Annotated in this window: 13 protein-coding genes, 1 tRNA gene and 3 rRNA genes; 3 read left to right on the top strand and 14 right to left on the bottom strand. The window is 66.4% G+C overall.

Annotated elements, in window-relative coordinates:
• Positions 1-17 precede the first annotated feature (17 nt).
• On the bottom strand, positions 18-698 hold the full coding sequence (locus ABII15_RS28495; protein WP_353945113.1) for a response regulator: 681 nt from the start codon (positions 696-698) through the stop codon (positions 18-20).
• 274 nt (positions 699-972) lie between these two features.
• The gene (locus tag ABII15_RS28490) at positions 973-6,471 is read right to left on the bottom strand and encodes a HAMP domain-containing protein (RefSeq protein WP_353945112.1); all 5,499 of its coding nucleotides are present in this window, start codon (positions 6,469-6,471) and stop codon (positions 973-975) included.
• 408 nt (positions 6,472-6,879) lie between these two features.
• Here ABII15_RS28490 and ABII15_RS28485 point away from each other — a divergent pair, with 408 nt between their 5' ends.
• Positions 6,880-9,498, top strand: coding sequence for a SpoIIE family protein phosphatase (locus ABII15_RS28485; RefSeq protein ID WP_353945111.1), 2,619 nt, complete (start codon positions 6,880-6,882; stop codon positions 9,496-9,498).
• A gap of 67 nt (positions 9,499-9,565) precedes the next feature.
• Here the strand turns inward: ABII15_RS28485 and ABII15_RS28480 are convergent.
• The 8 genes from ABII15_RS28480 to thyX all read right to left on the bottom strand — a co-directional run bounded on the left by ABII15_RS28480 (position 9,566) and on the right by thyX (position 19,846).
• A tRNA-Thr gene (locus ABII15_RS28480) sits at positions 9,566-9,638 on the bottom strand.
• A gap of 97 nt (positions 9,639-9,735) precedes the next feature.
• Positions 9,736-10,398, bottom strand: a complete 663-nt coding sequence (locus ABII15_RS28475) for a DegT/DnrJ/EryC1/StrS family aminotransferase (RefSeq protein ID WP_353947231.1) — start codon at positions 10,396-10,398, stop codon at positions 9,736-9,738.
• Positions 10,399-10,516: 118 nt separating this feature from the next.
• Positions 10,517-10,633, bottom strand: a 5S ribosomal RNA gene (gene rrf / locus ABII15_RS28470).
• Positions 10,634-10,722: 89 nt separating this feature from the next.
• Positions 10,723-13,846, bottom strand: a 23S ribosomal RNA gene (locus ABII15_RS28465).
• A 304-nt stretch (positions 13,847-14,150) separates the two neighbouring features.
• Positions 14,151-15,676: ribosomal RNA gene (locus ABII15_RS28460) — 16S ribosomal RNA — on the bottom strand.
• The 16S, 23S and 5S rRNA genes sit together here, the layout of an rRNA operon.
• 476 nt (positions 15,677-16,152) lie before the next feature.
• Positions 16,153-17,838, bottom strand: coding sequence for a ribonuclease J (locus ABII15_RS28455; protein ID WP_353945110.1), 1,686 nt, complete (start codon positions 17,836-17,838; stop codon positions 16,153-16,155).
• A 148-nt stretch (positions 17,839-17,986) separates the two neighbouring features.
• A complete protein-coding gene (gene dapA, locus ABII15_RS28450) occupies positions 17,987-18,886 on the bottom strand; it encodes a 4-hydroxy-tetrahydrodipicolinate synthase (protein ID WP_353945109.1) in 900 nt (299 codons plus the stop codon).
• Between the two features lie 219 nt (positions 18,887-19,105).
• Positions 19,106-19,846: an FAD-dependent thymidylate synthase gene (thyX, locus tag ABII15_RS28445; protein WP_353945108.1), complete on the bottom strand. Its 741-nt coding sequence runs from the start codon at positions 19,844-19,846 to the stop codon at positions 19,106-19,108.
• Positions 19,847-20,058: 212 nt separating this feature from the next.
• On the opposite strand from thyX, the gene ABII15_RS28440 reads away from it, so the two are divergent.
• On the top strand, positions 20,059-20,298 hold the full coding sequence (locus tag ABII15_RS28440; protein ID WP_353945107.1) for a hypothetical protein: 240 nt from the start codon (positions 20,059-20,061) through the stop codon (positions 20,296-20,298).
• 117 nt (positions 20,299-20,415) lie between these two features.
• On the top strand, positions 20,416-20,970 hold the full coding sequence (locus tag ABII15_RS28435) for a hypothetical protein (protein ID WP_353945106.1): 555 nt from the start codon (positions 20,416-20,418) through the stop codon (positions 20,968-20,970).
• A 62-nt stretch (positions 20,971-21,032) separates the two neighbouring features.
• Here the strand turns inward: ABII15_RS28435 and ABII15_RS28430 are convergent, their stop codons facing one another.
• The 4 genes from ABII15_RS28430 to ABII15_RS28415 are packed head-to-tail and all read right to left on the bottom strand — an operon-like array spanning position 21,033 to position 25,881.
• The gene (locus ABII15_RS28430; protein ID WP_353945105.1) at positions 21,033-21,485 is read right to left on the bottom strand and encodes a hypothetical protein; all 453 of its coding nucleotides are present in this window, start codon (positions 21,483-21,485) and stop codon (positions 21,033-21,035) included.
• A 9-nt stretch (positions 21,486-21,494) separates the two neighbouring features.
• Complete coding sequence (dapB, locus tag ABII15_RS28425) at positions 21,495-22,250, bottom strand: 4-hydroxy-tetrahydrodipicolinate reductase (protein WP_353945104.1); 756 nt, start codon at positions 22,248-22,250, stop codon at positions 21,495-21,497.
• 41 nt (positions 22,251-22,291) lie between these two features.
• Complete coding sequence (locus ABII15_RS28420) at positions 22,292-23,668, bottom strand: pitrilysin family protein (protein ID WP_353945103.1); 1,377 nt, start codon at positions 23,666-23,668, stop codon at positions 22,292-22,294.
• Entirely contained in the window at positions 23,665-25,881 is a 2,217-nt protein-coding gene (locus ABII15_RS28415; RefSeq protein ID WP_353945102.1) for a polyribonucleotide nucleotidyltransferase, read from the bottom strand. The genes ABII15_RS28420 and ABII15_RS28415 overlap by 4 nt, the downstream gene beginning before the upstream one ends.
• Positions 25,882-25,936 lie beyond the last annotated feature (55 nt).

Genomic DNA, 25,936 nt, shown 5'->3' with positions numbered 1-25,936 from the left:
AAAGCCCGGACGGCTGCTCAGTTCTGGGATGGTACGGACGGCGTGCCGCTGCCCGTACCGGGCTCCAGCGCGTCGAGCGCCCTGCGCAAACCGGTGAGTTTGCGCTCCAGATGAGCGGCCGTGGCCACCGCCGCCGCGTCCGCCGACTCGTCGTCGAGCTGCTTGGAGAGCGCTTCCGCCTGCTCCTCGACGGCCGCGAGCCGCGCGGACAGCTCGGCGAGCAGCCCCGCGGGCTCCTTCGCGTCACCGACCGCCTTGCCGCCGCCCTCCAGCTGGAGCCGCAGCAGTGCCGCCTGCTCCCGCAACTGGCAGTTCTTCATGTACAGCTCGACGAAGACCGAGACCTTCGCTCGCAGCACCCACGGGTCGAACGGCTTGGAGATGTAGTCCACCGCGCCGGCCGCGTACCCCCGGAAGGTGTGATGCGGCCCGTGGTTGATCGCTGTGAGGAAGATGATCGGGATGTCCCGGGTCCGCTCTCGGCGCTTGATGTGCGCCGCGGTCTCGAAACCATCCATTCCCGGCATCTGAACGTCGAGCAGAATGACCGCGAAGTCGTCCGTGAGCAGCGCCTTGAGCGCTTCCTCCCCGGACGATGCCCGCACCAGCGTCTGATCGAGCGCGGAGAGGATGGCCTCCAGCGCCAGCAGATTCTCCGGCCGGTCATCGACCAGGAGGATCTTGGCCTTCTGCACCATGGCCCGCCCTCCTCGCCCCGGCATGGGGCCGCCCCTGTCCGCAGGACTCGGGGAGGCTCCTGTCGCCGCCCCGGGGAACGACTCCCTTGCGCCGCCCGTCCTTGTGCCGGTCATGGTAGCCGCACCCCGCCTGTCGCCACACCCTGTCACCGCGATGTCACTGTGCACGTAGCAGAAACGCGGTGGGGGACCAGAAGGTTCCCCGTACACCGCACTTCTACACGGCCTTGGCCACACTCAGTCAGCAACTCTGCGTGAAAATTCCGTTTTCCAGTTACTCACCGCGCATCCACTGTTCCATCACAGAGAGCAGATGATCCGGGTCGACCGGCTTCGTGACGTAGTCGGAGGCGCCCGACTCGATGGCCTTCTCCCGGTCGCCCTTCATCGCCTTCGCGGTGAGCGCGATGATCGGCAGACCGGCGAACTGCGGCATCCTGCGGATCGCCGTGGTCGTCGCGTAGCCGTCCATCTCCGGCATCATGATGTCCATCAGCACCACCGTCACATCGTCGTGCTGCTCCAGGACTTCGATGCCCTCGCGGCCGTTCTCCGCGTACAGGACCGACAGGCCGTGCTGCTCCAGAACGCTGGTCAGCGCGAAGACGTTGCGGATGTCGTCGTCGACGATGAGCACCTTCTCGCCGCCGAACACGGACCCGCGGCGCGGCTTCGGCGCGGGGATCTCCTCCGTAGCGCCCTCCCACGGCTCCTGGGCGGGCGCGGGCTGCCCCGGCAGGGCCGCTCGCGGCTCGGGCTCCGCAACGGCCTTGCGGCGGCGCCTGAAGAGCGCCGCGGCGCCGTTCTGCGTCTCCCGGTACGACTTCACCTCGGCCGGGGTCTCCACCTCGGCGGCCGGCTCGGGCGCGGCGTCGAGGGCGAGCGGCCGGCCCGGCTCGACGGCCGGGGCCAGCTGCGCGTACCCCTGGGGCGGCAGTTCGCTCGGGTGCAGCGGCAGGTACAGCGTGAACGTGGAGCCGCGGCCGGGCTCGCTCGCCGCGTGGATCTCGCCGCCCAGCAGGCGGGCGATCTCCCGGCTGATGGAGAGCCCGAGGCCCGTACCGCCGTACTTGCGGCTGGTCGTGCCGTCGGCCTGCTTGAACGCCTCGAAGATGACCCGCATCTTGCTGGCCGCGATGCCGATACCGGTGTCGGTGACCGAGAACGCGATCAGATCGGCGTCCGCGTCCCGCAACGACCCCGCTTCCAGGAGCTGTTCGCGGATCGCGTTCGGCACGTCGTTCCCGGCCGGCCTGATGACCAGCTCGACGGCGCCGGAGTCGGTGAACTTCACCGCGTTGGACAGCAGGTTGCGCAGCACCTGGAGGAGGCGCTGTTCGTCGGTGTGCAGCGTGGTGGGCAGTTCGGGCGACACCCGTACGGAGAAGTCGAGTTGCTTCTCCGCGGTGAGCGGCCGGAACGTCGCCTCCACGTAGTCCACGAGCTGCACCAGGGCGATCCGCGTCGGCGAGACGTCCATCTTGCCCGCCTCGACCTTGGACAGGTCCAGGATGTCGTTGATCAGCTGGAGCAGGTCGGAGCCCGCGCCGTGGATCGTCTCGGCGAACTCGACCTGCTTCGGCGTGAGGTTCGCGTCGGCGTTATCGGCGAGCAGCTTGGCGAGGATCAGCAGCGAGTTGAGCGGCGTGCGCAGCTCGTGCGACATGTTCGCGAGGAACTCGCTCTTGTAGCGCATCGACACCGCGAGCTGCTCGGCGCGCTCCTCCAGGACCTGCCGCGCCTCCTCGATCTCGGTGTTCTTGACCTCGATGTCGCGGTTCTGCTGGGCCAGCAGTTCGGCCTTCTCCTCCAGCTCGGCGTTGGACGCCTGGAGGGCCTTCTGCCGGTTCTCCAACTCGGCCGAGCGCTCACGGAGTTGCTCGGTCAGCTCCTGGGACTGCTTCAGCAGCACCTCGGTCTTGGTGTTCACGGAGATGGTGTTGACGCTCGTCGCGATCATCTCGGCGATCTGGTTGAGGAAGTCCTTCTGGATCTGCGCGAACGGCGTGAAGGACGCCAGTTCGATCACGCCGAGCACGGTGCCCTCGAAGAGCACCGGAATCACGATGACCTGCGCGGGCGGCGCCTCCCCCAGCCCCGAAGCGATCTTCAGGTAGCCGCTGGGCGCGTTGTCCACGAGGATCGTGCGCTTCTCCTGCGCGGCCGTGCCGATGAGCGTCTCACCGGGCCGGAAGGAGGTCGGCATCGAGCCCATGGAGTAGCCGTAGCTGCCGAGCATGCGCAGTTCGTACGCGTCCTCGTCGCCGCCCGCCGCGTCGGCCCCGTCGTCCAGCGGCATCGCCAGGAAGAACGCGCCGTGCTGCGCGGAGACCACCGGCGTCAGCTCGCTCATGATGAGCGAGGCCACGTCGTCGAGGTCGCGGCGGCCCTGGAGCAGACCCGAGATGCGGGCCAGGTTGCCCTTGAGCCAGTCCTGCTCCTCGTTGGCGATCGTGGTGTCGCGCAGGTTCGAGATCATCTTGTTGATGTTGTCCTGGAGGACCTGGATCTCGCCCGCCGCGTCGACGTCGATCTTGAGGTTCAGATCGCCGCGGGTCACCGCGGTGGCCACGGCCGCGATGGCACGCACCTGACGGGTCAGGTTCCCGGCCATCTCGTTCACGGACTCGGTCAGGTCGCGCCAGGTGCCGTCGACGTCGCGCACGCGTGCCTGGCCGCCGAGCTGGCCCTCGGTGCCCACCTCGCGGGCGACCCGGGTGACCTGTTCGGCGAACGACGACAGCTGGTCGACCATCGTGTTGATCGTCGTCTTCAGTTCGAGGATCTCGCCCCGCGCGTCGATGTCGATCTTCTTGGTCAGGTCGCCCTTGGCGATGGCGGTCGTGACCATCGCGATGTTGCGCACCTGGCCGGTGAGGTTCGAGGCCATGCCGTTCACGGACTCGGTGAGGTCCTTCCACGTGCCGGCCACGCCGGGGACGCGGGCCTGACCGCCGAGGATGCCGTCCGTACCCACCTCACGGGCCACCTTGGTGACCTGGTCGGCGAACGAACTCAGCGTCTTCACCATCGTGTTGAACGTGTCGGCGAGCTGGGCGACCTCGCCGCGCGCCTCGATGGTGACCGTACGGGTCAGGTCGCCGTTGGCCACGGCGTTGGCGACCTGCGAGATGTTGCGCACCTGCATGGTCAGGTTGTTGGCCATCAGGTTGACGTTGTCGCTCAGGTCCTTCCAGATGCCGGTGACACCCGGAACCCTTGCCTGGCCGCCCAGTTGGCCCTCGGTGCCCACCTCGCGGGCCACCCGGGTGACCTGCTCCGCGAAGGACGACAGCTGGTCGACCATCGTGTTCACGGTGGTGACGAGTTCGAGGATCTCGCCCTTGGCGTCGACGGTGATCTTCTTGGAGAGGTCGCCGCGCGCCACGGCCGTGGTGACCTCGGCGATGTTGCGCACCTGGAGGGTCAGGTTGTTGGCCATGCCGTTCACGGACTGGGTCAGGTCCTTCCAGGTACCCGACACCCCCTGCACCTCGGCCTGACCGCCGAGGATGCCGTCCGTACCCACCTCACGGGCCACCCGCGTGACCTGCTCGGCGAAGGCGGAGAGCTGGTCCACCATCGTGTTGAGGGTGTTCTTCAGCTCCAGGATCTCGCCGCGCGCGTCCACGTCGATCTTCTGCGACAGGTCACCGCGCGCGACCGCGGTGGCGACCTGTGCGATGTTGCGCACCTGGGCCGTGAGGTTGCCGGCCATGCCGTTCACGGAGTCCGTCAGGTCGCGCCACACACCGGCGACGCCGGGCACCTGCGCCTGACCGCCCAGGCGCCCTTCCGTGCCCACTTCGCGGGCCACCCGCGTGACCTGGTCGGCGAAGGCGGACAGCTGGTCGACCATCGTGTTGATGGTGTTCTTCAGCTCCAGGATCTCGCCGCGCGCGTCCACGTCGATCTTCTGCGACAGGTCACCGCGCGCCACGGCCGTGGTGACCTGGGCGATCTGCCGCACCTGCGACGTCAGGTTCCCGGCCATGAAGTTGACGGAGTCGGTGAGCTCCTTCCACGTGCCGCTCACCCCGTCCACGCGGGCCTGCCCGCCGAGGCGGCCCTCGGTGCCCACGTCGCGGGCCATCCGGGTCACCTGGTCGGCGAACGACGACAGCTGGTCCACCATCGTGTTCACGGTGTTCTTCAGCTGGAGCATCTCGCCGGAGACGTCCACGGTGACCTTCTGCGACAGGTCGCCGTTGGCCACGGCCGTGGTGACCTGCGCGATGTTGCGCACCTGTCCGGTCAGGTTGCGGAAGGCCGTGTTGACGGAGTCCGTCAGGTCCTTCCACGTACCGGCGGCGCCCACGACGAGCGCCTGACCGCCCAACTCACCCTCGACACCGATCTCACGTGCCACACGGGTCACTTCGGAGCCGAAGGCGGAGAGCTGGTCCACCATCGTGTTGACGGTGTTCTTCAGCTCCAGCATCTCGCCCGCGACGTCGACGGTGACCTTCTGGGAGAGATCACCGTTCGCCACCGCCGTGGTGACGGTCGCGATGTCGCGCACCTGTGTGGTCAGGTTCCTGAAGACGGTGTTGACCGAGTCCGTCAGGTCCTTCCAGGTGCCGGCCGCGCCCGGCACGTTGGCCTGCCCGCCGAGCTGGCCCTCGGCACCCACCTCGTTGGCGACACGCGTGACCTCGTCCGCGAACGTGCGCAGCGTCTCGGTCATCTGGTTGATGGTCTCGGCGAGCTGGGCGACCTCGCCGCGCGCCGACACCGTCACCTTCTGCGACAGGTCACCGTTGGCCACCGCCGTGGTGACCTGGGCGATCCCGCGCACCTGGGCCGTCAGGTTGCCGGCCATGAGGTTCACCGAATCGGTGAGGTCCTTCCACACACCGGCCACTCCGGGCACCTGCGCCTGGCCGCCGAGCTCGCCCTCCGTGCCCACCTCGCGCGCCACTCGCGTGACCTCGGAGGAGAAGGACGACAACTGGTCGACCATGGTGTTCACGGTGTTCTTCAGTTCGAGCATCTCGCCCGCGACGTGAACCGTGACCTTCCGGGACAAGTCGCCCTTAGCCACCGCGGTGGTGACGAGAGCAATGTCACGCACCTGTGCGGTCAGCCGGTACGCCATTGTGTTGACCGAGTCGGTCAGATCTTTCCACGAACCGGACATTCCACGTACGCGCGCCTGTCCGCCGAGCTTGCCCTCGGTCCCGACCTCGCTCGCGACCCGCGTGACCTCGTCCGTGAACGTGGAGAGCTGGTCGACGAGGTTGTTGACCGTCCGGCCGACCTTCAGGAACTCCCCGCGCAGCGGATGCCCCGCCCCCTCGGGCACCTGCGCCCGCAGCTCCATGCGGGGCGACAGATCGCCCTCGGCGACCGCGGTGAGCACCCGGCCCACCTCGGACACGGGGCGTACGAGGTCGTCGACGAGCGCGTTCGACGCGTTGATCGCCGAGGCCCACGACCCCTCGCAGGCGCCGGTCTCCAGGCGTTCCGTGAGCTTTCCCTCACGTCCGACCATGCGCCGCACCCGCGACAGCTCGCCGGTCAGATGCAGATTCCGGTCCGCCACCTCGTTGAAAACGGCGGCGATCTCCGACATCACGCCGTCGCCGTTCACCGTGAGGCGCTTGCGGAAATTGCCGTCCCGCATGGCGACGAGACCGGCGAGCAGCCGGTTCAGCGCCGCGCTGTCGACCGTCGTCGTCCCACTGCCGTTGCGCGATTTGCGCTGTTTCGCCAGGGACTGTCCGCCTTCTGCGCGCGTTTTCTTGCCCCGCGTCGCTGCGCCAGACTCCACTGTGTCCCTCCCGCAGGGATCGACCTGTACTGCTCGGGTAGCTCGGCTGTGCCCAGATGCGCTTCTACCTCCGCACCCGTACTTCGATGCGTTGTCCTCAGAAGCCTGCCCAGTGTTTCACCATGGCTGAACCAGGCCATAACAGTTCGGCAGCTTCGCACACCGTCCGCACACCCTCCGGGCGGAAACACTGGCGACCGGCATCCGCATGGACGGCGAAGGTAAGTAACCTGGCATACGGCTGTCCACCCACCCCGGTCGGCCCGACCTGGGCGGTGGCGGAAAACGAGCGGGCATCGGAGGGGCGGCCGAGACATGGGTACGGGAGACCTGGGCCTCGACATTCGTACGGCGAGTGCGGCGGCGGGTACGGCGAGTACATCGAGTTCTACGCGTACAGGGAGTTCTGTGATCACCGCGCGTGCGGCTGCCACCTTCGAGCCCGTCGGGCGGTCCGTCGCGACCGCCCGGTCCTTCGTGCGCGACACCCTCCAGGGGTGGGGCTACGCCGACATCATCGACGACGCCGTGGTGCTGACCAGCGAACTCGTGACGAATGCCGTGGTGCACGCGGGCACGTCCGCGGATGTCCTGTGCCTGCGCAGTGACGACCACGTCCGCATCGAGGTCTCCGACCGCTATCCGGAACGGGAGATCCCGCTCCAGTCGTCGGCGATCAACATGGGCAGCCCCGACCGCGAGGGCGGCCGCGGTCTCCAGCTCTGTGCCGCGCTCGCCGGCCGCTGGGGAGTGGACTATTCGGCCACGCACAAGCAGGTGTGGTTCCAACTCGACCTGCCGGAGCGCCCGGTGGGCACGCGCGCGGCCGGCCCCGTGGTCCCCACGGATCTCCTGCCGCTCGCCGACGAGCGGGTGCGCGTCGCCGTCGTACAGATCGACAAGACCGGCGCGGTCACGTCGTGGAACGAGGACGCGGAGCACCTTTTCGGCTATCCCGCCGACCAGGTCACCGGCAAGCCCCTCACCGACTTCGCCGCCTGGCCGCACACGCCGGGCACCAGCACGGGCATCGCCGACGCGCTCCAGCTCTCGCGCTGGGAGGGCAGCTACGGCATCCGCGGCGCGACCGGCCGTGTCATGCCCGTCTACGCCTCCCATCTGCGGGTCCGCGACACCGACGGTGAACCCTCCACGGTCTGCCTGCTCGTACGGGATCACGAGCGCGCCGTGCTGCAGACACCGCTGCGCGTCCCGGCGCCCGACACCGGGACCCCGGACACGCAGGGCTCCGACCCGTTCGAGGTCTTCATCGGCTCCCCCGCCCCCGACGACCTGGACGGCCTGCTCCAGCGCACGGTCGAGCGGGCCCGCGACATGCTCGACGGCGACTCGGCCTTCCTGCTCCTCGCGACCGACGACGAGACGGAGCTCGAGGTCCGCGCCTCCACCGGTCTCCCCTCGGCCCGTCAGCGCTTCGCGCGCGTACCGGTCGAGGTCGGCCCCGGCCGCTACGGCTCGGCACGCATGCCGGCCGTCCACGAGGACCTCACCCAAGTGCCGGGCGCGGTACCGCTGTTGAACGGTACGGGCATGCGTTCGGTGGTGACGGTCCCGCTCAAGGTCGAGGGCCGCCTGACCGGCTCGCTCGGTGTCGCGGCGGAGGCCCCGGACCGCTACTCCAACGAGGAGGCCCTGCGCCTCCAGTTCGCGGCGGACCGCATCGCGCTGGCCGTCGAATCGGCCCGCCTCGGCGAGCTGGAGAAGCTGCGCCGCGGTTCGCTGAGCTTCCTGGTGGAGGCGTCCGACCTGCTGGCCGGCACGCTCGACCGCGACCAGACGCTGGCGCTGATGGCCCAGATGACGGTGCCGACGCTGGCGACCTGGTGCGCGGTGTACACGATCGCCGACCAGGCCTCGGACCCGTACCTCTCGTACGTCCTGCACGAGGACGAGGAGCGCATCGACGGTCTCAAGGCGCTCCTCTCCAAGATCGCCCCGCCGGAGCCGGTGCCCACGCCGGGCGCCCGCGTCTGGCCGGCCCCCGCGGAGGCGGCCCATCAGGCGGCTCTGCGTACGTCGATGAGAAGCCTCGGCCTGAACGAGCCGACGAGCGTCACCTCCGGCATCGGCACCACTCTGGCCACGGCGTCCGCGGTGGGCGGCGAGACCGTGGTCCTCCCTCTGGTCGCCCGCAACCGCGTCATCGGCATGCTGACGCTCGGCAAGCCGACGGACGAGCACTTCCGCCAGGAGATCCTGGAGCTGGCCGAGGACTTGAGCCGCCGGGCGGCCCTGGCGCTCGACAACGCCCGCCTGTACTCGGAGCGCATGGCGATCAGTCAGTCCCTCCAGCGCAGCCTCCTGCCGCCGGAGCTCCCGGACGTCCCCGGCGTCGAGGTGGAGGTCATCTACCGCGCGGCCGGCGAGGGCAACGAGGTGGGCGGCGACTTCTACGATCTCTTCCCGATCCGCGACGGCGCGTACGGCTTCGCGATCGGCGACGTCTGCGGCACGGGCCCGGAGGCGGCCGCGGTGACCGGCCTGGCTCGCCACGCGCTGCGCCTGCTGGCCCGCGAGGGCTTCGGCGGCCCCGCCGTCCTGGAGCGGCTGAACGCGGCGATCCTCGACGAGGGCGCCCGCAGCCGCTTCCTGACGCTGCTCTACGGGGAGTTGTGGCCGCAGGAGGACGGCTCGGCGGTCCTGAAGATGGTCTGCGCCGGTCATCCGCTTCCGCTGCGCCTGCGCCAGGACGGCACGGTCGTCCCGTTCGCCGAACCGCAGCCGCTGCTCGGTGTCATGGACGATCTGGAGCTGTACGAGCAGACGATGACGCTGGACGCGGGGGATGTCCTGCTGTGCGTCACGGACGGCATCACGGAGCGCCGCGAGGGCACCCGCATGCTGGGCGACGACGGTCTCGCCGAAGTCCTGTCGACGTGTACGGGCCTGACGGCCGGCGCCGTGGCCGCCCGCATCATGCGCGCGGTGGAGCGCTTCGCCGCTGACGCCCCGTCCGACGACATGGCGATCCTGACGATGCGTGTACCGGGCCTGCACCACGACTGACGCCGGGGGGCGGGGGAAAGGCAAAAGGCCCCCGCCCTGTTTCCAGGGCGGGGGCCTTCAATTCCTGAGCCCCCAAGCGGAATCGAACCGCTGACCTTCTCCTTACCATGGAGACGCTCTACCGACTGAGCTATAGGGGCCTGTTGCTTTCGCGGTTTCCCGCTCACCAACGAGTTAAAGCATACCCGAAGATCAGGTCGCTTCGAACCATCGATCGCACGGCCCGCGAAGGCTCCGCTAGAAGGCGGGTTGCAGCAATCCCCCGAGCGCGTTGCAGGCGGAGACGACGCGCTGCATCTGCCGCTTGGACAGTTCCGCGTCGAGGGGCAGCGCCAGCGTTTCGTCGGCCGCGCGTTCCGTCTCGGGCAGCTCCACGTCCCGCCGGAACGCGGGCATGCGGTGCACCGGCGTCTTCACCGGCACGCTGCATTCAACTCCCTTGCTCCGCAGGGCGCGGGCGAAGGCGTCCCGGTCGGGCCGTCCATTGCCGGGTACGCGCACGACGTACTGCTGATAGGTGTGCCCCTCGCCGGCCACGGGCGTCCGCAGCCCGCTGAGCCGCCCGTTCAGATAGGCCGCGTACGCGCGTCGCCGGCCGACTTCCTCGAACGGCAGCCGGGATTCGCCCTGTTCCATGAGGAACAGCCCGTGGCGCTGGGTGAGTCCCTTCAACCGCTGGAGGTCGGCGCGGTGTCCGAAGCGGTGCACGGCGACCACGGCGGCGGTCCGCTCGCTCACGCACGCGGCGACGTGTGCGGGGTCGACGCAGTACGTGTCGGGGTCGATGTCCGCGAAGACGGGAGCGGCGCCTGTCTGTACGACGGCTTCGGCGACCTCGGGGTTGCCGTAGGCCGGCACGATCACTTCGTCACCGGTGCCGACACCGGCGGCTTGCAGCATTCCAACTGTGCCCATGGCACCGAATGGTCATCGCGCCACGTGAACGACAAGTAAAGCAAAACAAAAAAGAGCTGGTCCCCGAACCAAAGGTTCGGGGACCAGCTCTTTATCAAAAGGAGTTCGGCGGCGTCCTACTCTCCCACAGGGTCCCCCCTGCAGTACCATCGGCGCTGTAAGGCTTAGCTTCCGGGTTCGGAATGTAACCGGGCGTTTCCCTCACGCTATGACCACCGAAACACTATGAAACTGTCAACCGGAGCCGTGACCAAAAGGCTACGACGGTTGTTCGTGGTTTCAGAACCAACACAGTGGACGCGAGCAACTGAGGACAAGCCCTCGGCCTATTAGTACCGGTCACCTCCACACCTCACGGTGCTTCCAGATCCGGCCTATCAACCCAGTCGTCTACTGGGAGCCTTAACCCCTCAAAGGGGGTGGGAATACTCATCTCGAAGCAGGCTTCCCGCTTAGATGCTTTCAGCGGTTATCCCTCCCGAACGTAGCCAACCAGCCATGCCCTTGGCAGGACAACTGGCACACCAGAGGTTCGTCCGTCCCGGTCCTCTCGTACTAGGGACAGCCCTTCTCAATATTCCTACGCGCACAGAGGATAGGGACCGAACTGTCTCACGACGTTCTAAACCCAGCTCGCGTACCGCTTTAATGGGCGAACAGCCCAACCCTTGGGACCGACTCCAGCCCCAGGATGCGACGAGCCGACATCGAGGTGCCAAACCATCCCGTCGATATGGACTCTTGGGGAAGATCAGCCTGTTATCCCCGGGGTACCTTTTATCCGTTGAGCGACGGCGCTTCCACAAGCCACCGCCGGATCACTAGTCCCGACTTTCGTCCCTGCTCGACCCGTCGGTCTCACAGTCAAGCTCCCTTGTGCACTTACACTCAACACCTGATTACCAACCAGGCTGAGGGAACCTTTGGGCGCCTCCGTTACTCTTTGGGAGGCAACCGCCCCAGTTAAACTACCCATCAGACACTGTCCCTGATCCGGATCACGGACCGAGGTTAGACATCCAGCACGACCAGAGTGGTATTTCAACGACGACTCCCCAACCACTGGCGTGGCTGGTTCAAAGTCTCCCACCTATCCTACACAAGCCGAACCGAACACCAATATCAAACTGTAGTAAAGGTCCCGGGGTCTTTCCGTCCTTCTGCGCGAAACGAGCATCTTTACTCGTAGTGCAATTTCACCGGGCCTATGGTTGAGACAGTCGAGAAGTCGTTACGCCATTCGTGCAGGTCGGAACTTACCCGACAAGGAATTTCGCTACCTTAGGATGGTTATAGTTACCACCGCCGTTTACTGGCGCTTAAGTTCTCAGCTTCGCACACCCGAAAGTGCACTAACCGGTCCCCTTAACGTTCCAGCACCGGGCAGGCGTCAGTCCGTATACATCGCCTTACGGCTTCGCACGGACCTGTGTTTTTAGTAAACAGTCGCTTCTCGCTGGTCTCTGCGGCCACCCCCAGCTCACACTGCAAGAGTGATCACCAGGTGTGGCCCCCTTCTCCCGAAGTTACGGGGGCATTTTGCCGAGTTCCTTAACCATAGTTCACCCGAACGCCTCGGTATTCTCTACCTGACCACCTGAGTCGGTTTAGGGTACGGGCCGCCATGAAACTCGCTAGAGGCTTTTCTCGACAGCATAGGATCATCCACTTCACCACAATCGGCTCGGCATCAGGTCTCAGACTATGTGTGACCCGGATTTACCTAGATCACGTCCTACACCCTTACCCCGGGACAACCACCGCCCGGGATGGACTACCTTCCTGCGTCACCCCATCACTCACCTACTACCAACTTGGGCCGGCGGCTCCACCACTTTCCTTCCCCCGAAGGGTCCGGAACGGCTTCACGGCCTTAGCATCACTGGATTCGATGTTTGACGCTTCACAGCGGGTACCGGAATATCAACCGGTTATCCATCGACTACGCCTGTCGGCCTCGCCTTAGGTCCCGACTTACCCTGGGCAGATCAGCTTGACCCAGGAACCCTTAGTCAATCGGCGCAAACGTTTCTCACGTTTGTATCGCTACTCATGCCTGCATTCTCACTCGTGAACCGTCCACAACTGCCTTCCGGCGCTGCTTCACCCGGCACACGACGCTCCCCTACCCATCACAGCACCCGTTGGGGCTATTTGCTGCAATGACACGACTTCGGCGGTACGCTTGAGCCCCGCTACATTGTCGGCGCGGAATCACTAGACCAGTGAGCTATTACGCACTCTTTCAAGGGTGGCTGCTTCTAAGCCAACCTCCTGGTTGTCTCTGCGACTCCACATCCTTTCCCACTTAGCGTACGCTTAGGGGCCTTAGTCGATGCTCTGGGCTGTTTCCCTCTCGACCATGGAGCTTATCCCCCACAGTCTCACTGCCGTGCTCTCACTTACCGGCATTCGGAGTTTGGCTAAGGTCAGTAACCCGGTAGGGCCCATCGCCTATCCAGTGCTCTACCTCCGGCAAGAAACACACGACGCTGCACCTAAATGCATTTCGGGGAGAACCAGCTATCACGGAGTTTGATTGGCCTTTCACCCCTAACCACAGGTCATCCCCCAGGTTTTCAACCCTGGTGGGTTCGGTCCTCCACGAAGTCTTACCTCCGCTTCAACCTGCCCATGGCTAGATCACTCCGCTTCGGGTCTTGAGCGCGCTACTATATCGCCCTATTCGGACTCGCTTTCGCTACGGCTTCCCCACACGGGTTAACCTCGCAACACACCGCAAACTCGCAGGCTCATTCTTCAAAAGGCACGCAGTCACGACGCAAGGAACAAGTTCCTTGCGCGACGCTCCCACGGCTTGTAGGCACACGGTTTCAGGTACTATTTCACTCCGCTCCCGCGGTACTTTTCACCATTCCCTCACGGTACTATCCGCTATCGGTCACCAGGGAATATTTAGGCTTAACGGGTGGTCCCGCCAGATTCACACGGGATTTCTCGGGCCCCGTGCTACTTGGGTGTCTCTCAAACGAGCCGCTGATGTTTCGACTACGGGGGTCTTACCCTCTACGCCGGACCTTTCGCATGTCCTTCGCCTACATCAACGGTTTCTGACTCGTCTCACAGCCGGCAGACTGTAAAAGAGAGATCCCACAACCCCCCAAGCGCAACCCCTGCCGGGTCTCACACGCTTGAGGTTTGGCCTCATCCAGTTTCGCTCGCCACTACTCCCGGAATCACGGTTGTTTTCTCTTCCTGCGGGTACTGAGATGTTTCACTTCCCCGCGTTCCCTCCACACTGCCTATGTGTTCAGCAGCGGGTGACAGCCCATGACGACTGCCGGGTTTCCCCATTCGGAAACCCCCGGATCAAAGCCTGGTTGACGACTCCCCGGGGACTATCGTGGCCTCCCACGTCCTTCATCGGTTCCTGGTGCCAAGGCATCCACCGTGCGCCCTTAAAAACTTGGCCACAGATGCTCGCGTCCACTGTGCAGTTCTCAAACAACGACCAACCACCCGTCACAACCCACCGAAGCAGATTTTTACCGGGGCCGGCATTGAGGTCGGGATCAAATCCGTACCCTCAGATACCCAACAGCGTGCCCGACACGACCCGTTCTCTCCTCACGTTCCACGCCGAAGCAGTACTAGTGAAAGACAACCGATCGTGCCGAATAATCAACGTTCCACCCATGAGCAACCACCGTCGAACGTTTGCCGACGTAATGGCCCTGGACCACCAAACAATGTTTGGCGGCCTAGATGCTCCTTAGAAAGGAGGTGATCCAGCCGCACCTTCCGGTACGGCTACCTTGTTACGACTTCGTCCCAATCGCCAGTCCCACCTTCGACAGCTCCCTCCCACAAGGGGTTGGGCCACCGGCTTCGGGTGTTACCGACTTTCGTGACGTGACGGGCGGTGTGTACAAGGCCCGGGAACGTATTCACCGCAGCAATGCTGATCTGCGATTACTAGCAACTCCAACTTCATGGGGTCGAGTTGCAGACCCCAATCCGAACTGAGACCGACTTTTTGAGATTCGCTCCACCTTGCGGTATCGCAGCTCATTGTATCGGCCATTGTAGCACGTGTGCAGCCCAAGACATAAGGGGCATGATGACTTGACGTCGTCCCCACCTTCCTCCGAGTTGACCCCGGCGGTCTCCTGTGAGTCCCCATCACCCCGAAGGGCATGCTGGCAACACAGAACAAGGGTTGCGCTCGTTGCGGGACTTAACCCAACATCTCACGACACGAGCTGACGACAGCCATGCACCACCTGTACACCGACCACAAGGGGGCGCCTGTCTCCAGACGTTTCCGGTGTATGTCAAGCCTTGGTAAGGTTCTTCGCGTTGCGTCGAATTAAGCCACATGCTCCGCTGCTTGTGCGGGCCCCCGTCAATTCCTTTGAGTTTTAGCCTTGCGGCCGTACTCCCCAGGCGGGGAACTTAATGCGTTAGCTGCGGCACCGACGACGTGGAATGTCGCCAACACCTAGTTCCCACCGTTTACGGCGTGGACTACCAGGGTATCTAATCCTGTTCGCTCCCCACGCTTTCGCTCCTCAGCGTCAGTAATGGCCCAGAGATCCGCCTTCGCCACCGGTGTTCCTCCTGATATCTGCGCATTTCACCGCTACACCAGGAATTCCGATCTCCCCTACCACACTCTAGCCTGCCCGTATCGACTGCAGACCCGGGGTTAAGCCCCGGGCTTTCACAACCGACGCGACAAGCCGCCTACGAGCTCTTTACGCCCAATAATTCCGGACAACGCTTGCGCCCTACGTATTACCGCGGCTGCTGGCACGTAGTTAGCCGGCGCTTCTTCTGCAGGTACCGTCACTTTCGCTTCTTCCCTGCTGAAAGAGGTTTACAACCCGAAGGCCGTCATCCCTCACGCGGCGTCGCTGCATCAGGCTTTCGCCCATTGTGCAATATTCCCCACTGCTGCCTCCCGTAGGAGTCTGGGCCGTGTCTCAGTCCCAGTGTGGCCGGTCGCCCTCTCAGGCCGGCTACCCGTCGTCGCCTTGGTGAGCCACTACCTCACCAACAAGCTGATAGGCCGCGGGCTCATCCTTCACCGCCGGAGCTTTCAACCCCTTCCCATGCGAGAAGGAGTGGTATCCGGTATTAGACCCCGTTTCCAGGGCTTGTCCCAGAGTGAAGGGCAGATTGCCCACGTGTTACTCACCCGTTCGCCACTAATCCACCCCGAAGGGCTTCATCGTTCGACTTGCATGTGTTAAGCACGCCGCCAGCGTTCGTCCTGAGCCAGGATCAAACTCTCCGTGAATGTTTCCCCGTCATCGGGGTGACACCACGAGAGCGGAACCGGAAGAGGAATAATCTCCCGGTTCACAGCGTCCTCGCTGTGTTTTTACAAAGGAACCTCGTCTCAGAGAGACGGGGTATCAACATATCTGGCGTTGATTTTTGGCACGCTGTTGAGTTCTCAAGGAACGGACGCTTCCTTTGTACTCACCCTCTCGGGCTTTCCTCCGGGCGCTTCCCTTCGGTATTTCGTGTTTCCAACCTTACCAGATCCTTTTTCCGTTCCGTTTCCGGTCCGAATTTGTTTCCGGTGGCCGTTGGAGGGCCTTTGCCTTTCGGCTGAACCGACTTTATCAGAGATTCTGAGTCGGAATTTCCGCCTCTGTCGAGGAAGCGATCCCAGCACGTAACTGCGTCGGGTTCCCCTCAGGCGGAGCCGTAAACGTACTGGAGCGGGGCGCCTCGATGCAAATCGAGGCGCCCCGCTCCTTAGGTGCTTCAGACCTCGACGACGACCGGGAGGATCATCGGGCGCCGGCGGTAGGTGTCCGAGACCCACTTGCCCAGCGTGCGGCGGATGAGCTGCTGCAGCTGGTGGGGCTCGACGACGCCGTCCTGGGCCGACTTCTCCAGCACGTCCTGGATCCTCGGGACCACGGCGTTGAACGCCGAGTCCTCGATGCCGGATCCGCGGGCCTGGATGTTCGGGCCACTGGTGATCTTGCCGGTGCTGGAGTCCACCACCACGAAGACCGAGATGATGCCCTCGTCCCCGAGGATCTTGCGGTCCTTCAGGGCCGGCTCGCCCACGTCACCGACGGAGAGACCGTCCACGTAGACGTAGCCCGCCTGGACCTTGCCCACGATCTTGGCCTTGCCGTCGACCAGGTCGACGACGACGCCGTCCTCGGCGATCACGATGCGGTCGTGCGGGACGCCGGTGAGGGCGCCCAGTTCGGCGTTGGCGCGCAGGTGGCGCCATTCGCCGTGGACCGGCATCAGGTTCTTGGGCTTGCAGATGTTGTAGAAGTACAGGAGCTCGCCCGCGGACGCGTGGCCCGAGACGTGCACCTTGGCGTTGCCCTTGTGGACGACGTTCGCGCCCCAGCGGGTCAGGCCGTTGATCACGCGGTAGACCGCGTTCTCGTTGCCCGGGATCAGCGACGACGCCAGGATCACCGTGTCGCCGGAGACGATGCGGATCTGGTGGTCGCGGTTGGCCATCCGGGAGAGGGCGGCCATCGGCTCGCCCTGGGAGCCCGTGCAGACCAGGACGACCTCGCTGTCCGGAAGGTCGTCGAGCGTCTTGACGTCGACGACCAGACCGGCGGGGACCTTCAGATAGCCGAGGTCCCGCGCGATGCCCATGTTGCGGACCATCGAGCGGCCGACGAAGGCGACCCTGCGGCCGTACTCGTGGGCCGCGTCCAGAATCTGCTGGATGCGGTGGACGTGACTGGCGAAGGACGCCACGATGATGCGCTTCTGGGCGCCGGCGAAGACACCGCGGATCACGTTCGAGATGTCGCGCTCGGGCGGGACGAAGCCCGGGACCTCGGCGTTCGTCGAGTCGGAGAGAAGAAGGTCCATGCCCTCTTCGCCGAGTCGCGCGAACGTCGGCAGGTCGGTGAGGCGACGGTCCAGCGGCAGCTGGTCCATCTTGAAGTCGCCGGTGTGGACGACCATGCCCGCCGGGGTGCGGATGGCGACGGCCAGCGCGTCCGGGATCGAGTGGTTGACCGCGACGAACTCGCAGTCGAAGGGGCCCAGGCGCTCGCGGTCGCCCTCGGCGACTTCGAGCGTGTACGGGCGGATGCGGTGCTCCTGGAGCTTCGCCTCGATCAGCGCGAGGGTCAGCTTGGAGCCGATCAGCGGGATGTCCGGCTTCTCGCGGAGGAGGTAGGGGACGCCGCCGATGTGGTCCTCGTGGCCGTGCGTGAGGACGATGCCCTCGATGTCGTCGAGGCGGTCCCTGATGGACGAGAAGTCCGGCAGGATCAGGTCGATTCCGGGCTGCTCCTCCTCGGGGAAGAGCACTCCGCAGTCGACGATCAGCAGACGGCCGTCGAATTCGAAGACGGTCATGTTGCGCCCGATCTCACCGAGGCCGCCGAGCGGGGTGACACGCAGGCCGCCCTTCGGGAGCTTCGGCGGGGCGCCGAGTTCAGGATGCGGATGACTCAAAAGACTCTCCTCACCACGCGCGCCACGTGCCTGGAGGCACGTGGCGCGCGTGACGTTCGTGCAGTAGCAGTTGTGGTGATGCCTGAGATGTAGCTGTTTGTTCTGCTTGTTCTGTTGATTCAGTTGTGGAGCTTTGCCAAGTCTGTGGTTAAAGCTGTACCCCGCCGGCAGCAAGATCGATCTTGAGCTGCGCCGTTTCATCAGGAGTGAGTTCGACGAGGGGCAGTCGCAGGGGTCCGCCGGGCAGTCCCTGGAGGGCCAGCGCGGCCTTGGTCGTGATGACGCCCTGGGTGCGGAACATGCCGGTGAAGACCGGGAGCAGCTTCTGGTGGATCTCCGTGGCCTTGTGCACGTCACCCGATACGTAGGCATCGAGCATGGCGCGCAGTTCCGGGGCCACCACGTGGCCGACGACGGAGACGAAGCCGACGGCGCCCACGGACAGCAGCGGCAGGTTGAGCATGTCGTCGCCGGAGTACCAGGGCAGGCCCGAGCGGGCGATCGTCCAGGAGGCGCGGCCGAGGTCGCCCTTGGCGTCCTTGTTCGCGACGATCCGCGGATGTTCGGCCAGACGGACGATCGTCTCCGTGTTGATCGGCACGCCGCTGCGGCCCGGGATGTCGTACAGCATCACGGGGAGCTCGGTCGCGTCCGCGATCGCCGTGAAGTGGCGGAGCAGGCCCTCCTGCGGGGGCTTGTTGTAGTACGGCGTCACCGTGAGGAGGCCGTGGGCGCCGGCCTGCTGGGCCTGGCGGGCGAGCTCGATGCTGTGGCGGGTGTCGTTCGTGCCGACTCCGGCGACGACGTGGGCGCGGTCGCCGACCGCTTCGACGATGGCTCGTACGAGATTCGATTTCTCCGCGTCGCTGGTGGTCGGGGACTCGCCGGTGGTGCCGTTGACGATCAGGCCGTCGTTGCCTGCGTCCACCAGGTGGGCGGCGAGCCGCTGCGCGCCGTCGAGGTCGAGTGCGCCGTCCGCCGTGAAGGGCGTGACCATGGCGGTGAGGACCCTCCCGAAGGGGGTCTGCGGAGTCGAGGTCGGAGCCATGGGTAACACGCTACTCGCTGCTCAGCACCGGGTCCCCCCTCGGGGGATGCGACAAGTCACAACAAAGGAGGAGCCCGGCACTGCCTGCTCGGGGGTTCAAGCAGTGCCGGGTCCGTTTGATCAGGCTAGATGAACTTTATGAAATGCCGCAATACGGACACTTCGGTCAGCTGATCCGTACATGTGTGCTCCGGCCGCTGGCCCGGGGCCTGCTCAGGTCTACGGCGCCACGCGGCCGTTGGCATTGAACGCCGCGTAGGTGAGCGGCATGAGCGCCGCCCACTCCGCCTCCATCTTCTCGCCGACCATCTCGATCTCCCGCTGCGGGAAGGACGGGACCTTGGCCAGCTCGTGCTGGGTGCGCAGGCCGAGGAAGTGCATCAGCGAGCGCGCGTTGCACGTCGCGTACATGGACGAGAACAGGCCGACCGGGAGCACCGCGCGGGCCACCTCGCGGGCCACGCCCGCCGCCAGCATCTCCTGGTACGCCTCGTACGCCTGGCGGTACGAGTCCTCCATGCAGCGGGCGGTCAGCTCCTGCTGCGCCTGGGTGCCCTCGACGAACTCGTACTTGCCCGGGCGGCCCTCCTGGACCAGCTTGCGGTCGGCGTCCGGGACGTAGAAGACCGGCTGGAGCTCCCTGTACCGGCCCGACTCCTCGTTGTACGACCAGCCCACGCGGTGCCGCATGAACTCCCGGAAGACGAAGATCGGCGCGCTGATCAGGAACGTCATCGAGTTGTGCTCGAACGGGCTGCCGTGCCGGTCGCGCATCAGGTAGTTGATGAGCCCCTTGGAGCGGGCAGGATCCTTGGACAGCTCGTCCAAGGACTGCTCGCCTACGGTGGAGACGCGGGCCGCGAACAGCACGTCCGAGTCGCTGGCGGTGTGCTTCACCAGCTCCACGGTGACATCGCCACGGAACGTCGGCTTGAGGTCTTCAACAGGGGTTTCGGTCACGGCTCGGGGGGTCCTTCCCATCACTACGGTCGGGCGGCGCCCACTCTACGGGCCGCCACCGACAACGCGGCATTCGCCCGGTCTGGCCCTGTTCCGCGTGGAACAGGAAAAAACTTCAGTGAATTTGGCGATTGACGGCACCATTTGGGGCAGGCGCACGTCTGTGTAGATGAACACACTTAGTTCGAACCTCTTGAGGAGAAGCAGCACCCATGTTCCGTCGGCGCGAACCCGTTCCCTTCGCCTTCATCGCCGAAGCCGACAAGTTCCGCAGTAACGTCACGCCGCCTGCGCGTGAGCGTCCCTCCGCAGGTCAGCTCGCCGGCCGTTGGCTGGTCGGGCTGACCGTCGTCGCCGGGATCGCCGGCTCCCTGTTGTTCGGGATGCCGGCGCTGTCCGCCGACCAGTCCACACAGCACGTCCAGCAGTCCGAGGCGTCGGACGGGCGCTGAGTCGCTCGTGGCGCGTCCCTTACTCGTCCGGACCCCCTGAAGTGGAAGGGCCCGCTCGGCCTGGGTAGCCTCACCGGGCACAGCCCAAGACCAGCGTGGATCGAGTGAGGACCCGTCGTGCCCCTGCCCTTCCTGACGGCCGACCGTGCATTCGACGAGGCCGCGGATGTCGCGCTGCCCTTCGACGACCGGGACCAGTGGCGCCGCCCGTACCGCCCGGGTCCGTACCGGGTCGGCGCGGCGGCGCTTCTTCTGCTGCTGGCGTCGTACGTGCTCTTCGCAGCCGTGATCATCGCCGTGGCCGGTGACGTCGCCGCCGCGACCGTGTGCGGGGTGCTCGCGGTGCTGATCATCACCGCCGCCCTGCGACTGCTGCGGATGGGCACCTGGGTGAGCGCGCGCGGACTGCGCCACGTCGGGTTCCTCCAGACGCGCACGGCGCCCTGGGCGCAGGTCGTGGCCGCTCGCACGGTGCAGCAGCCGGTGCGCTGGCTGGGGCTGCCCCGCACGGTCCAGGGGCAGGCCCTGGTGCTCGTACGGCGGGACCGGCAGGGTGAGCAGACGACGCTGCTCACCAGTCACGGAGCCGACTTCCTCGGGCGGTCCACGGCGTTCGACCGCGCCGCCGACAGCATCGAGGTGTGGACCGAGGAGTACCGGCCGCAGAGCTGAGGGACGTACGGCGAAGGGGCCCGTCGAGACGATCGTGATCTCGGCGGGCCCCTTCGCGTGCCTCAGGTGCTGAGCGTGCGGCCCTCCTGGAGGGCGATCGCGCGCTGCATCGCTTTGCGGGCGCGAGGGGTGTCGCGGGCGTCGCGGTAGGCGACCGCGAGCCGGAACCAGCAGCGCCAGTCCCCCGGCGCGTCCTCGGTCTCGGCCTTGCGCCGGGCGAAGACCTCGTCGGCCGAGTCGCGGTCGATGCGGCCGTAGCCGTCCCGGCGGAGTTCGTCGACGGGCAGGCCGCCCTCGGCCTCCAGGAGTTCGGCGAGACGGTTGGCCTTGCGGACGAACTGGGTGTTCGCCCACAGGAACCAGATGCCGATCACGGGCAGGATCAGTACCGCGATCCCGAAGGTGACCGTGAGCAGCGTGCCCTGCTGGATCAGCATGATGCCGCGGTCGCCGGCCAGGACGAAGTAGACGACCAGGACCGCCGCCGTGATGGCGTACGTGATTTTCGCGCGCATTGCCGCAGGTCAGCCGTTCAGGTCGAGGAAGTGTTCCAGGCCGAAGGTGAGGCCGGGGGCCGACACGACCTTGCGGGCGCCCAGGAGGATGCCCGGCATGAAGCTGCTGTGGTGCAGCGAGTCGTGGCGGATGGTGAGGGTCTCGCCCTCGGCGCCGAGCAGGACCTCCTGGTGGGCGAGGAGGCCGCGCAGGCGGACCGAGTGGACGGGGACGCCGTCGACGTCCGCGCCGCGGGCGCCGTCGAGCGCCGTCCGCGTCGCGTCCGGCGCGGGCGCGCTGCCCGCCTTCGCGCGGGCCGCCGCGATCAGCTGGGCCGTGCGGGAGGCGGTGCCCGAGGGCGCGTCGACCTTCTTCGGGTGGTGCAGCTCGATGACCTCGACCGACTCGAAGTACGGGGCCGCCACCTCGGCGAACTTCATCGTCAGGACCGCGCCGATGGAGAAGTTCGGGGCGATCAGGACGCCGGTCCGCGGGGAGGCCGCGAGCCAGGAGTTCAGCTGCGCGAGACGGTCCTCGGTCCAGCCCGTCGTGCCGACGACGGCGTGCATGCCGTGGCCGACCGCGAACTCCAGGTTCTCCATCACCGAGTCGGGCGTGGTCAGCTCGACCACGACCTGGGCGCCGGACTCGACGAGCGTGTCCAGCTTGTCGCCGCGGCCGAGGGCCGCGACCAGCTCCATGTCCTCGGCGGCCTCGACGGCACGCACCGCCTCGGAGCCGATGCGGCCCTTGGCTCCGAGGACCGCCACGCGCAGCTTGCTCATGTTCTTCCAGTTCCTTACATGCGATGGGGCGTGCCGAGGGGTTACGCGACGGCCTCGTGGAGGCGTGCCGCCTGCTTGTCCTTGAGCGGGCCTATCACCGACAGCGACGGGCGCTGTCCCAGGATCTCGCGGGCCACCTCGCGCACCTCGTCCGGGGTCACCTCGGAGATGCGGGCCAGCATGTCGTCGACCGACATGTGCTCGCCCCAGCACAGCTCGCTCTTGCCGATACGGTTCATCAGCGCGCCGGTGTCCTCCAGGCCGAGGACCGTGGAGCCCTTGAGCTGGCCGACGGCACGGGTCAGCTCGTCGTCGGTGAGGCCGTGCTGGGCCACCTGGTCGAGCTCGTCGCGGCAGATCTTCAGGACGTCGTGCACCTGGTTCGGGCGGCAGCCCGCGTACACGCCGAACAGGCCGCAGTCGGCGAACGACGAGGTGTACGAGTACACGCTGTAGGCCAGGCCGCGCTTCTCGCGGACCTCCTGGAAGAGGCGCGAGGACATGCCGCCGCCGAGCGCCGTGTTGAGGACGCCCATGGCCCAGCGGCGGTCGTCGGTGCGGGCCAGGCCCGGCATGCCGAGGATGACGTGGGCCTGCTCGGTCTTGCGGCCGAGCAGTTCCATCCGGCCGGCCGCGCGCAGGGTCTTGCGGCCGGTGCGCGGGCCGAGCGGCGCGGCGGAGCCGGTGAGCGCGCCCGCCTTCTCGAAGGCGGCGCGGACCTGGCGCACGACCTTGTTGTGGTCGACGTTGCCGGCCGCGGCCACGACCAGGTGGGTCGGGTCGTAGTGCCTGCGGTAGAAGCGGGCGATCTGGCCGCGGCTCAGCGCGTTGATCGTGTCGGGGGTGCCGAGGACCGGGCGGCCGAGGGGCGTGTCGCCGAGCATGGTGTGCGCGAACAGGTCGTGCACGACGTCGCCCGCGTCGTCCTCGGTCATGGCGATCTCCTCGAGGATCACGCCGCGCTCCGCGTCGACGTCCTCCTCCTCGATGAGGGAGCCGGTCAGCATGTCGCAGACGACGTCGATGGCGAGGGGCAGGTCGGTGTCGAGCACGCGCGCGTAGTAGCACGTGTACTCCTTCGCCGTGAACGCGTTCATCTCGCCGCCGACGGCGTCGACGGCCGCCGAGATGTCCAGCGCGCTCCTGCGGGAGGTGCCCTTGAAGAGCAGGTGCTCCAGGTAGTGCGTCGCGCCGTTCAGCGTCGGTGTCTCGTCGCGCGAGCCGACGTGGGCCCAGATGCCGAAGGTCGCCGAGCGGACGGAGGGCAGGGTCTCGGTGACGACGCGCAGGCCGCCCGGAAGGGTGGTCCTGCGGACGGTTCCGATGCCGTTCTCGCCCTTGATCAGGGTTTGGGTACGGGCGACGGCCCGCCCCTCCGAGGAGGTGCGGGCCGTCGTCGTGGTGCTACGGGACGTCACTTGTCGGCGTCGTCCTTCTTGTCTGCGTCGTCCTCGCCCTCGACCACGGGGATCAGGGAGAGCTTGCCGCGGGAGTCGATCTCGGCGATCTCGACCTGGACCTTCTGGCCCACACCGAGGACGTCCTCGACGTTCTCCACGCGCTTGCCGCCGGCGAGCTTGCGGATCTGCGAGATGTGCAGCAGACCGTCCTTGCCCGGGAGCAGGGACACGAACGCACCGAAGGTCGTCGTCTTCACGACGGTGCCCAGGTAGCGCTCGCCGACCTCCGGCATGGTCGGGTTGGCGATGCCGTTGATCGTGGCGCGGGCGGCCTCGGCGGCCGGGCCGTCGGCGGCACCGATGTAGATGGTGCCGTCGTCCTCGATCGTGATGTCGGCGCCGGTGTCCTCCTGGATCTGGTTGATCATCTTGCCCTTCGGGCCGATGACCTCACCGATCTTGTCCACGGGGATCTTGACCGTGATGATCCGCGGGGCGTTCGGGGACATCTCGTCCGGGACGTCGATCGCTTCCATCATCACGTCGAGGATGTGGAGGCGGGCGTCGCGGGCCTGCTTGAGGGCGGCGGCCAGGACGGAGGCCGGGATGCCGTCGAGCTTCGTGTCCAGCTGGAGGGCCGTGACGAAGTCCTTGGTACCGGCGACCTTGAAGTCCATGTCACCGAACGCGTCCTCGGCACCGAGGATGTCGGTGAGGGCGACGTAGTGCGTCTCGCCCTTGATCTCCTGCGAGATCAGGCCCATGGCGATACCGGCGACGGGGGCCTTCAGCGGCACACCGGCGTTCAGCAGCGACATGGTCGAGGCGCAGACCGAGCCCATGGACGTCGAGCCGTTGGAGCCCAGCGCCTCGGAGACCTGGCGGATCGCGTAGGGGAACTCCTCGCGCGTCGGCAGGACCGGCACGATCGCGCGCTCGGCGAGCGCGCCGTGGCCGATCTCGCGGCGCTTCGGGGAGCCGACGCGGCCCGTCTCACCGACGGAGTACGGCGGGAAGTTGTAGTTGTGCATGTAGCGCTTGCGGGTCACCGGGGAGAGGGTGTCCAGCTGCTGCTCCATGCGCAGCATGTTCAGCGTGGTGACGCCCAGGATCTGGGTCTCGCCGCGCTCGAACAGGGCGGAGCCGTGCACGCGCGGGATGGCCTCGACCTCGGCGGCCAGGGTGCGGATGTCGGTGACACCGCGGCCGTCGATGCGCTTCTTCTCCTTGATGACGCGCTCACGGACCAGGGACTTGGTCAGCGAGCGGTACGCGGCGGAGATCTCCTTCTCGCGGCCCTCGAACTCCGGGAGGAGCTTCTCGGCGGCCAGACCCTTGACGCGGTCCAGCTCGGCCTCGCGGTCCTGCTTGCCCGGGATGGTGAGGGCGGCGGACAGCTCGGTCTTGACCGCGGCGGTCAGGGCCTCGAGCACGTCGTCCTGGTAGTCCAGGAAGATCGGGAACTCGGCGGTCGGCTTGGCGGCCTTCGCGGCGAGGTCCGACTGGGCCTTGCAGAGGACCTTGATGAAGGGCTTCGCGGCGTCGAGGCCGGCGGCGACGACCTCCTCGGTGGGCGCCTCGGCGCCGCCCTCGACCAGCTTGATGGTCTTGTCGGTGGCCTCGGCCTCGACCATCATGATCGCGACGTCGCCGTCCTCCAGGACGCGACCGGCGACGACCATGTCGAAGACGGCGTCCTCGAGCTCGGTGTGCGTCGGGAACGCGACCCACTGGCCGTTGATCAGCGCGACGCGGACGCCGCCGACCGGGCCGGAGAAGGGCAGACCGGCCAGCTGCGTCGACGCGGACGCGGCGTTGATCGCCACGACGTCGTACAGGTGGTCGGGGTTGAGCGCCATGATCGTGGCGACGACCTGGATCTCGTTGCGCAGGCCCTTCTTGAAGGACGGGCGCAGCGGGCGGTCGATCAGGCGGCAGGTGAGGATGGCGTCCTCGGAGGGGCGGCCCTCGCGGCGGAAGAAGCTGCCGGGGATCTTGCCGGCGGCGTACTGCCGCTCCTCGACGTCCACCGTGAGGGGGAAGAAGTCGAGGTTGTCCTTGGGGTTCTTCGAGGCCGAGGTGGCCGAGAGCACCATGGTGTCGTCGTCGAGGTAGGCGACGGCGGAGCCGGCGGCCTGGCGGGCCAGACGGCCCGTCTCGAAGCGGATGGTGCGGGTGCCGAAGGAGCCGTTGTCAATGACGGCCTCGGCGTAGTGGGTCTCGTTCTCCACTAGCGTTTTCTCCGTTACTTTCGTCTGTTACGTCTTTTGTCCCTCTCTGCCCGTG

This window comes from Streptomyces sp. HUAS MG91, from assembly GCF_040529335.1.
In the GTDB taxonomy this organism is placed as follows: Bacteria; Actinomycetota; Actinomycetes; order Streptomycetales; family Streptomycetaceae; genus Streptomyces; species Streptomyces tabacisoli.
This window is presented reverse-complemented; position numbering and strand designations above follow the sequence as displayed.

Excerpts from the sequence above, each read along its gene's own strand:
- dapA (WP_353945109.1), bottom strand. The coding sequence starts at position 18,886 with ATGGCTCCGACCTCGACTCCGCAGACCCCCTTCGGGAGGGTCCTCACC.
- ABII15_RS28475 (WP_353947231.1), bottom strand. The coding sequence starts at position 10,398 with ATGCTGCAAGCCGCCGGTGTCGGCACCGGTGACGAAGTGATCGTGCCG.
- ABII15_RS28430 (WP_353945105.1), bottom strand. The coding sequence starts at position 21,485 with ATGCGCGCGAAAATCACGTACGCCATCACGGCGGCGGTCCTGGTCGTC.
- ABII15_RS28495 (WP_353945113.1), bottom strand. The coding sequence starts at position 698 with ATGGTGCAGAAGGCCAAGATCCTCCTGGTCGATGACCGGCCGGAGAAT.
- dapB (WP_353945104.1), bottom strand. The coding sequence starts at position 22,250 with ATGAGCAAGCTGCGCGTGGCGGTCCTCGGAGCCAAGGGCCGCATCGGC.
- ABII15_RS28440 (WP_353945107.1), top strand. The coding sequence starts at position 20,059 with ATGTTCCGTCGGCGCGAACCCGTTCCCTTCGCCTTCATCGCCGAAGCC.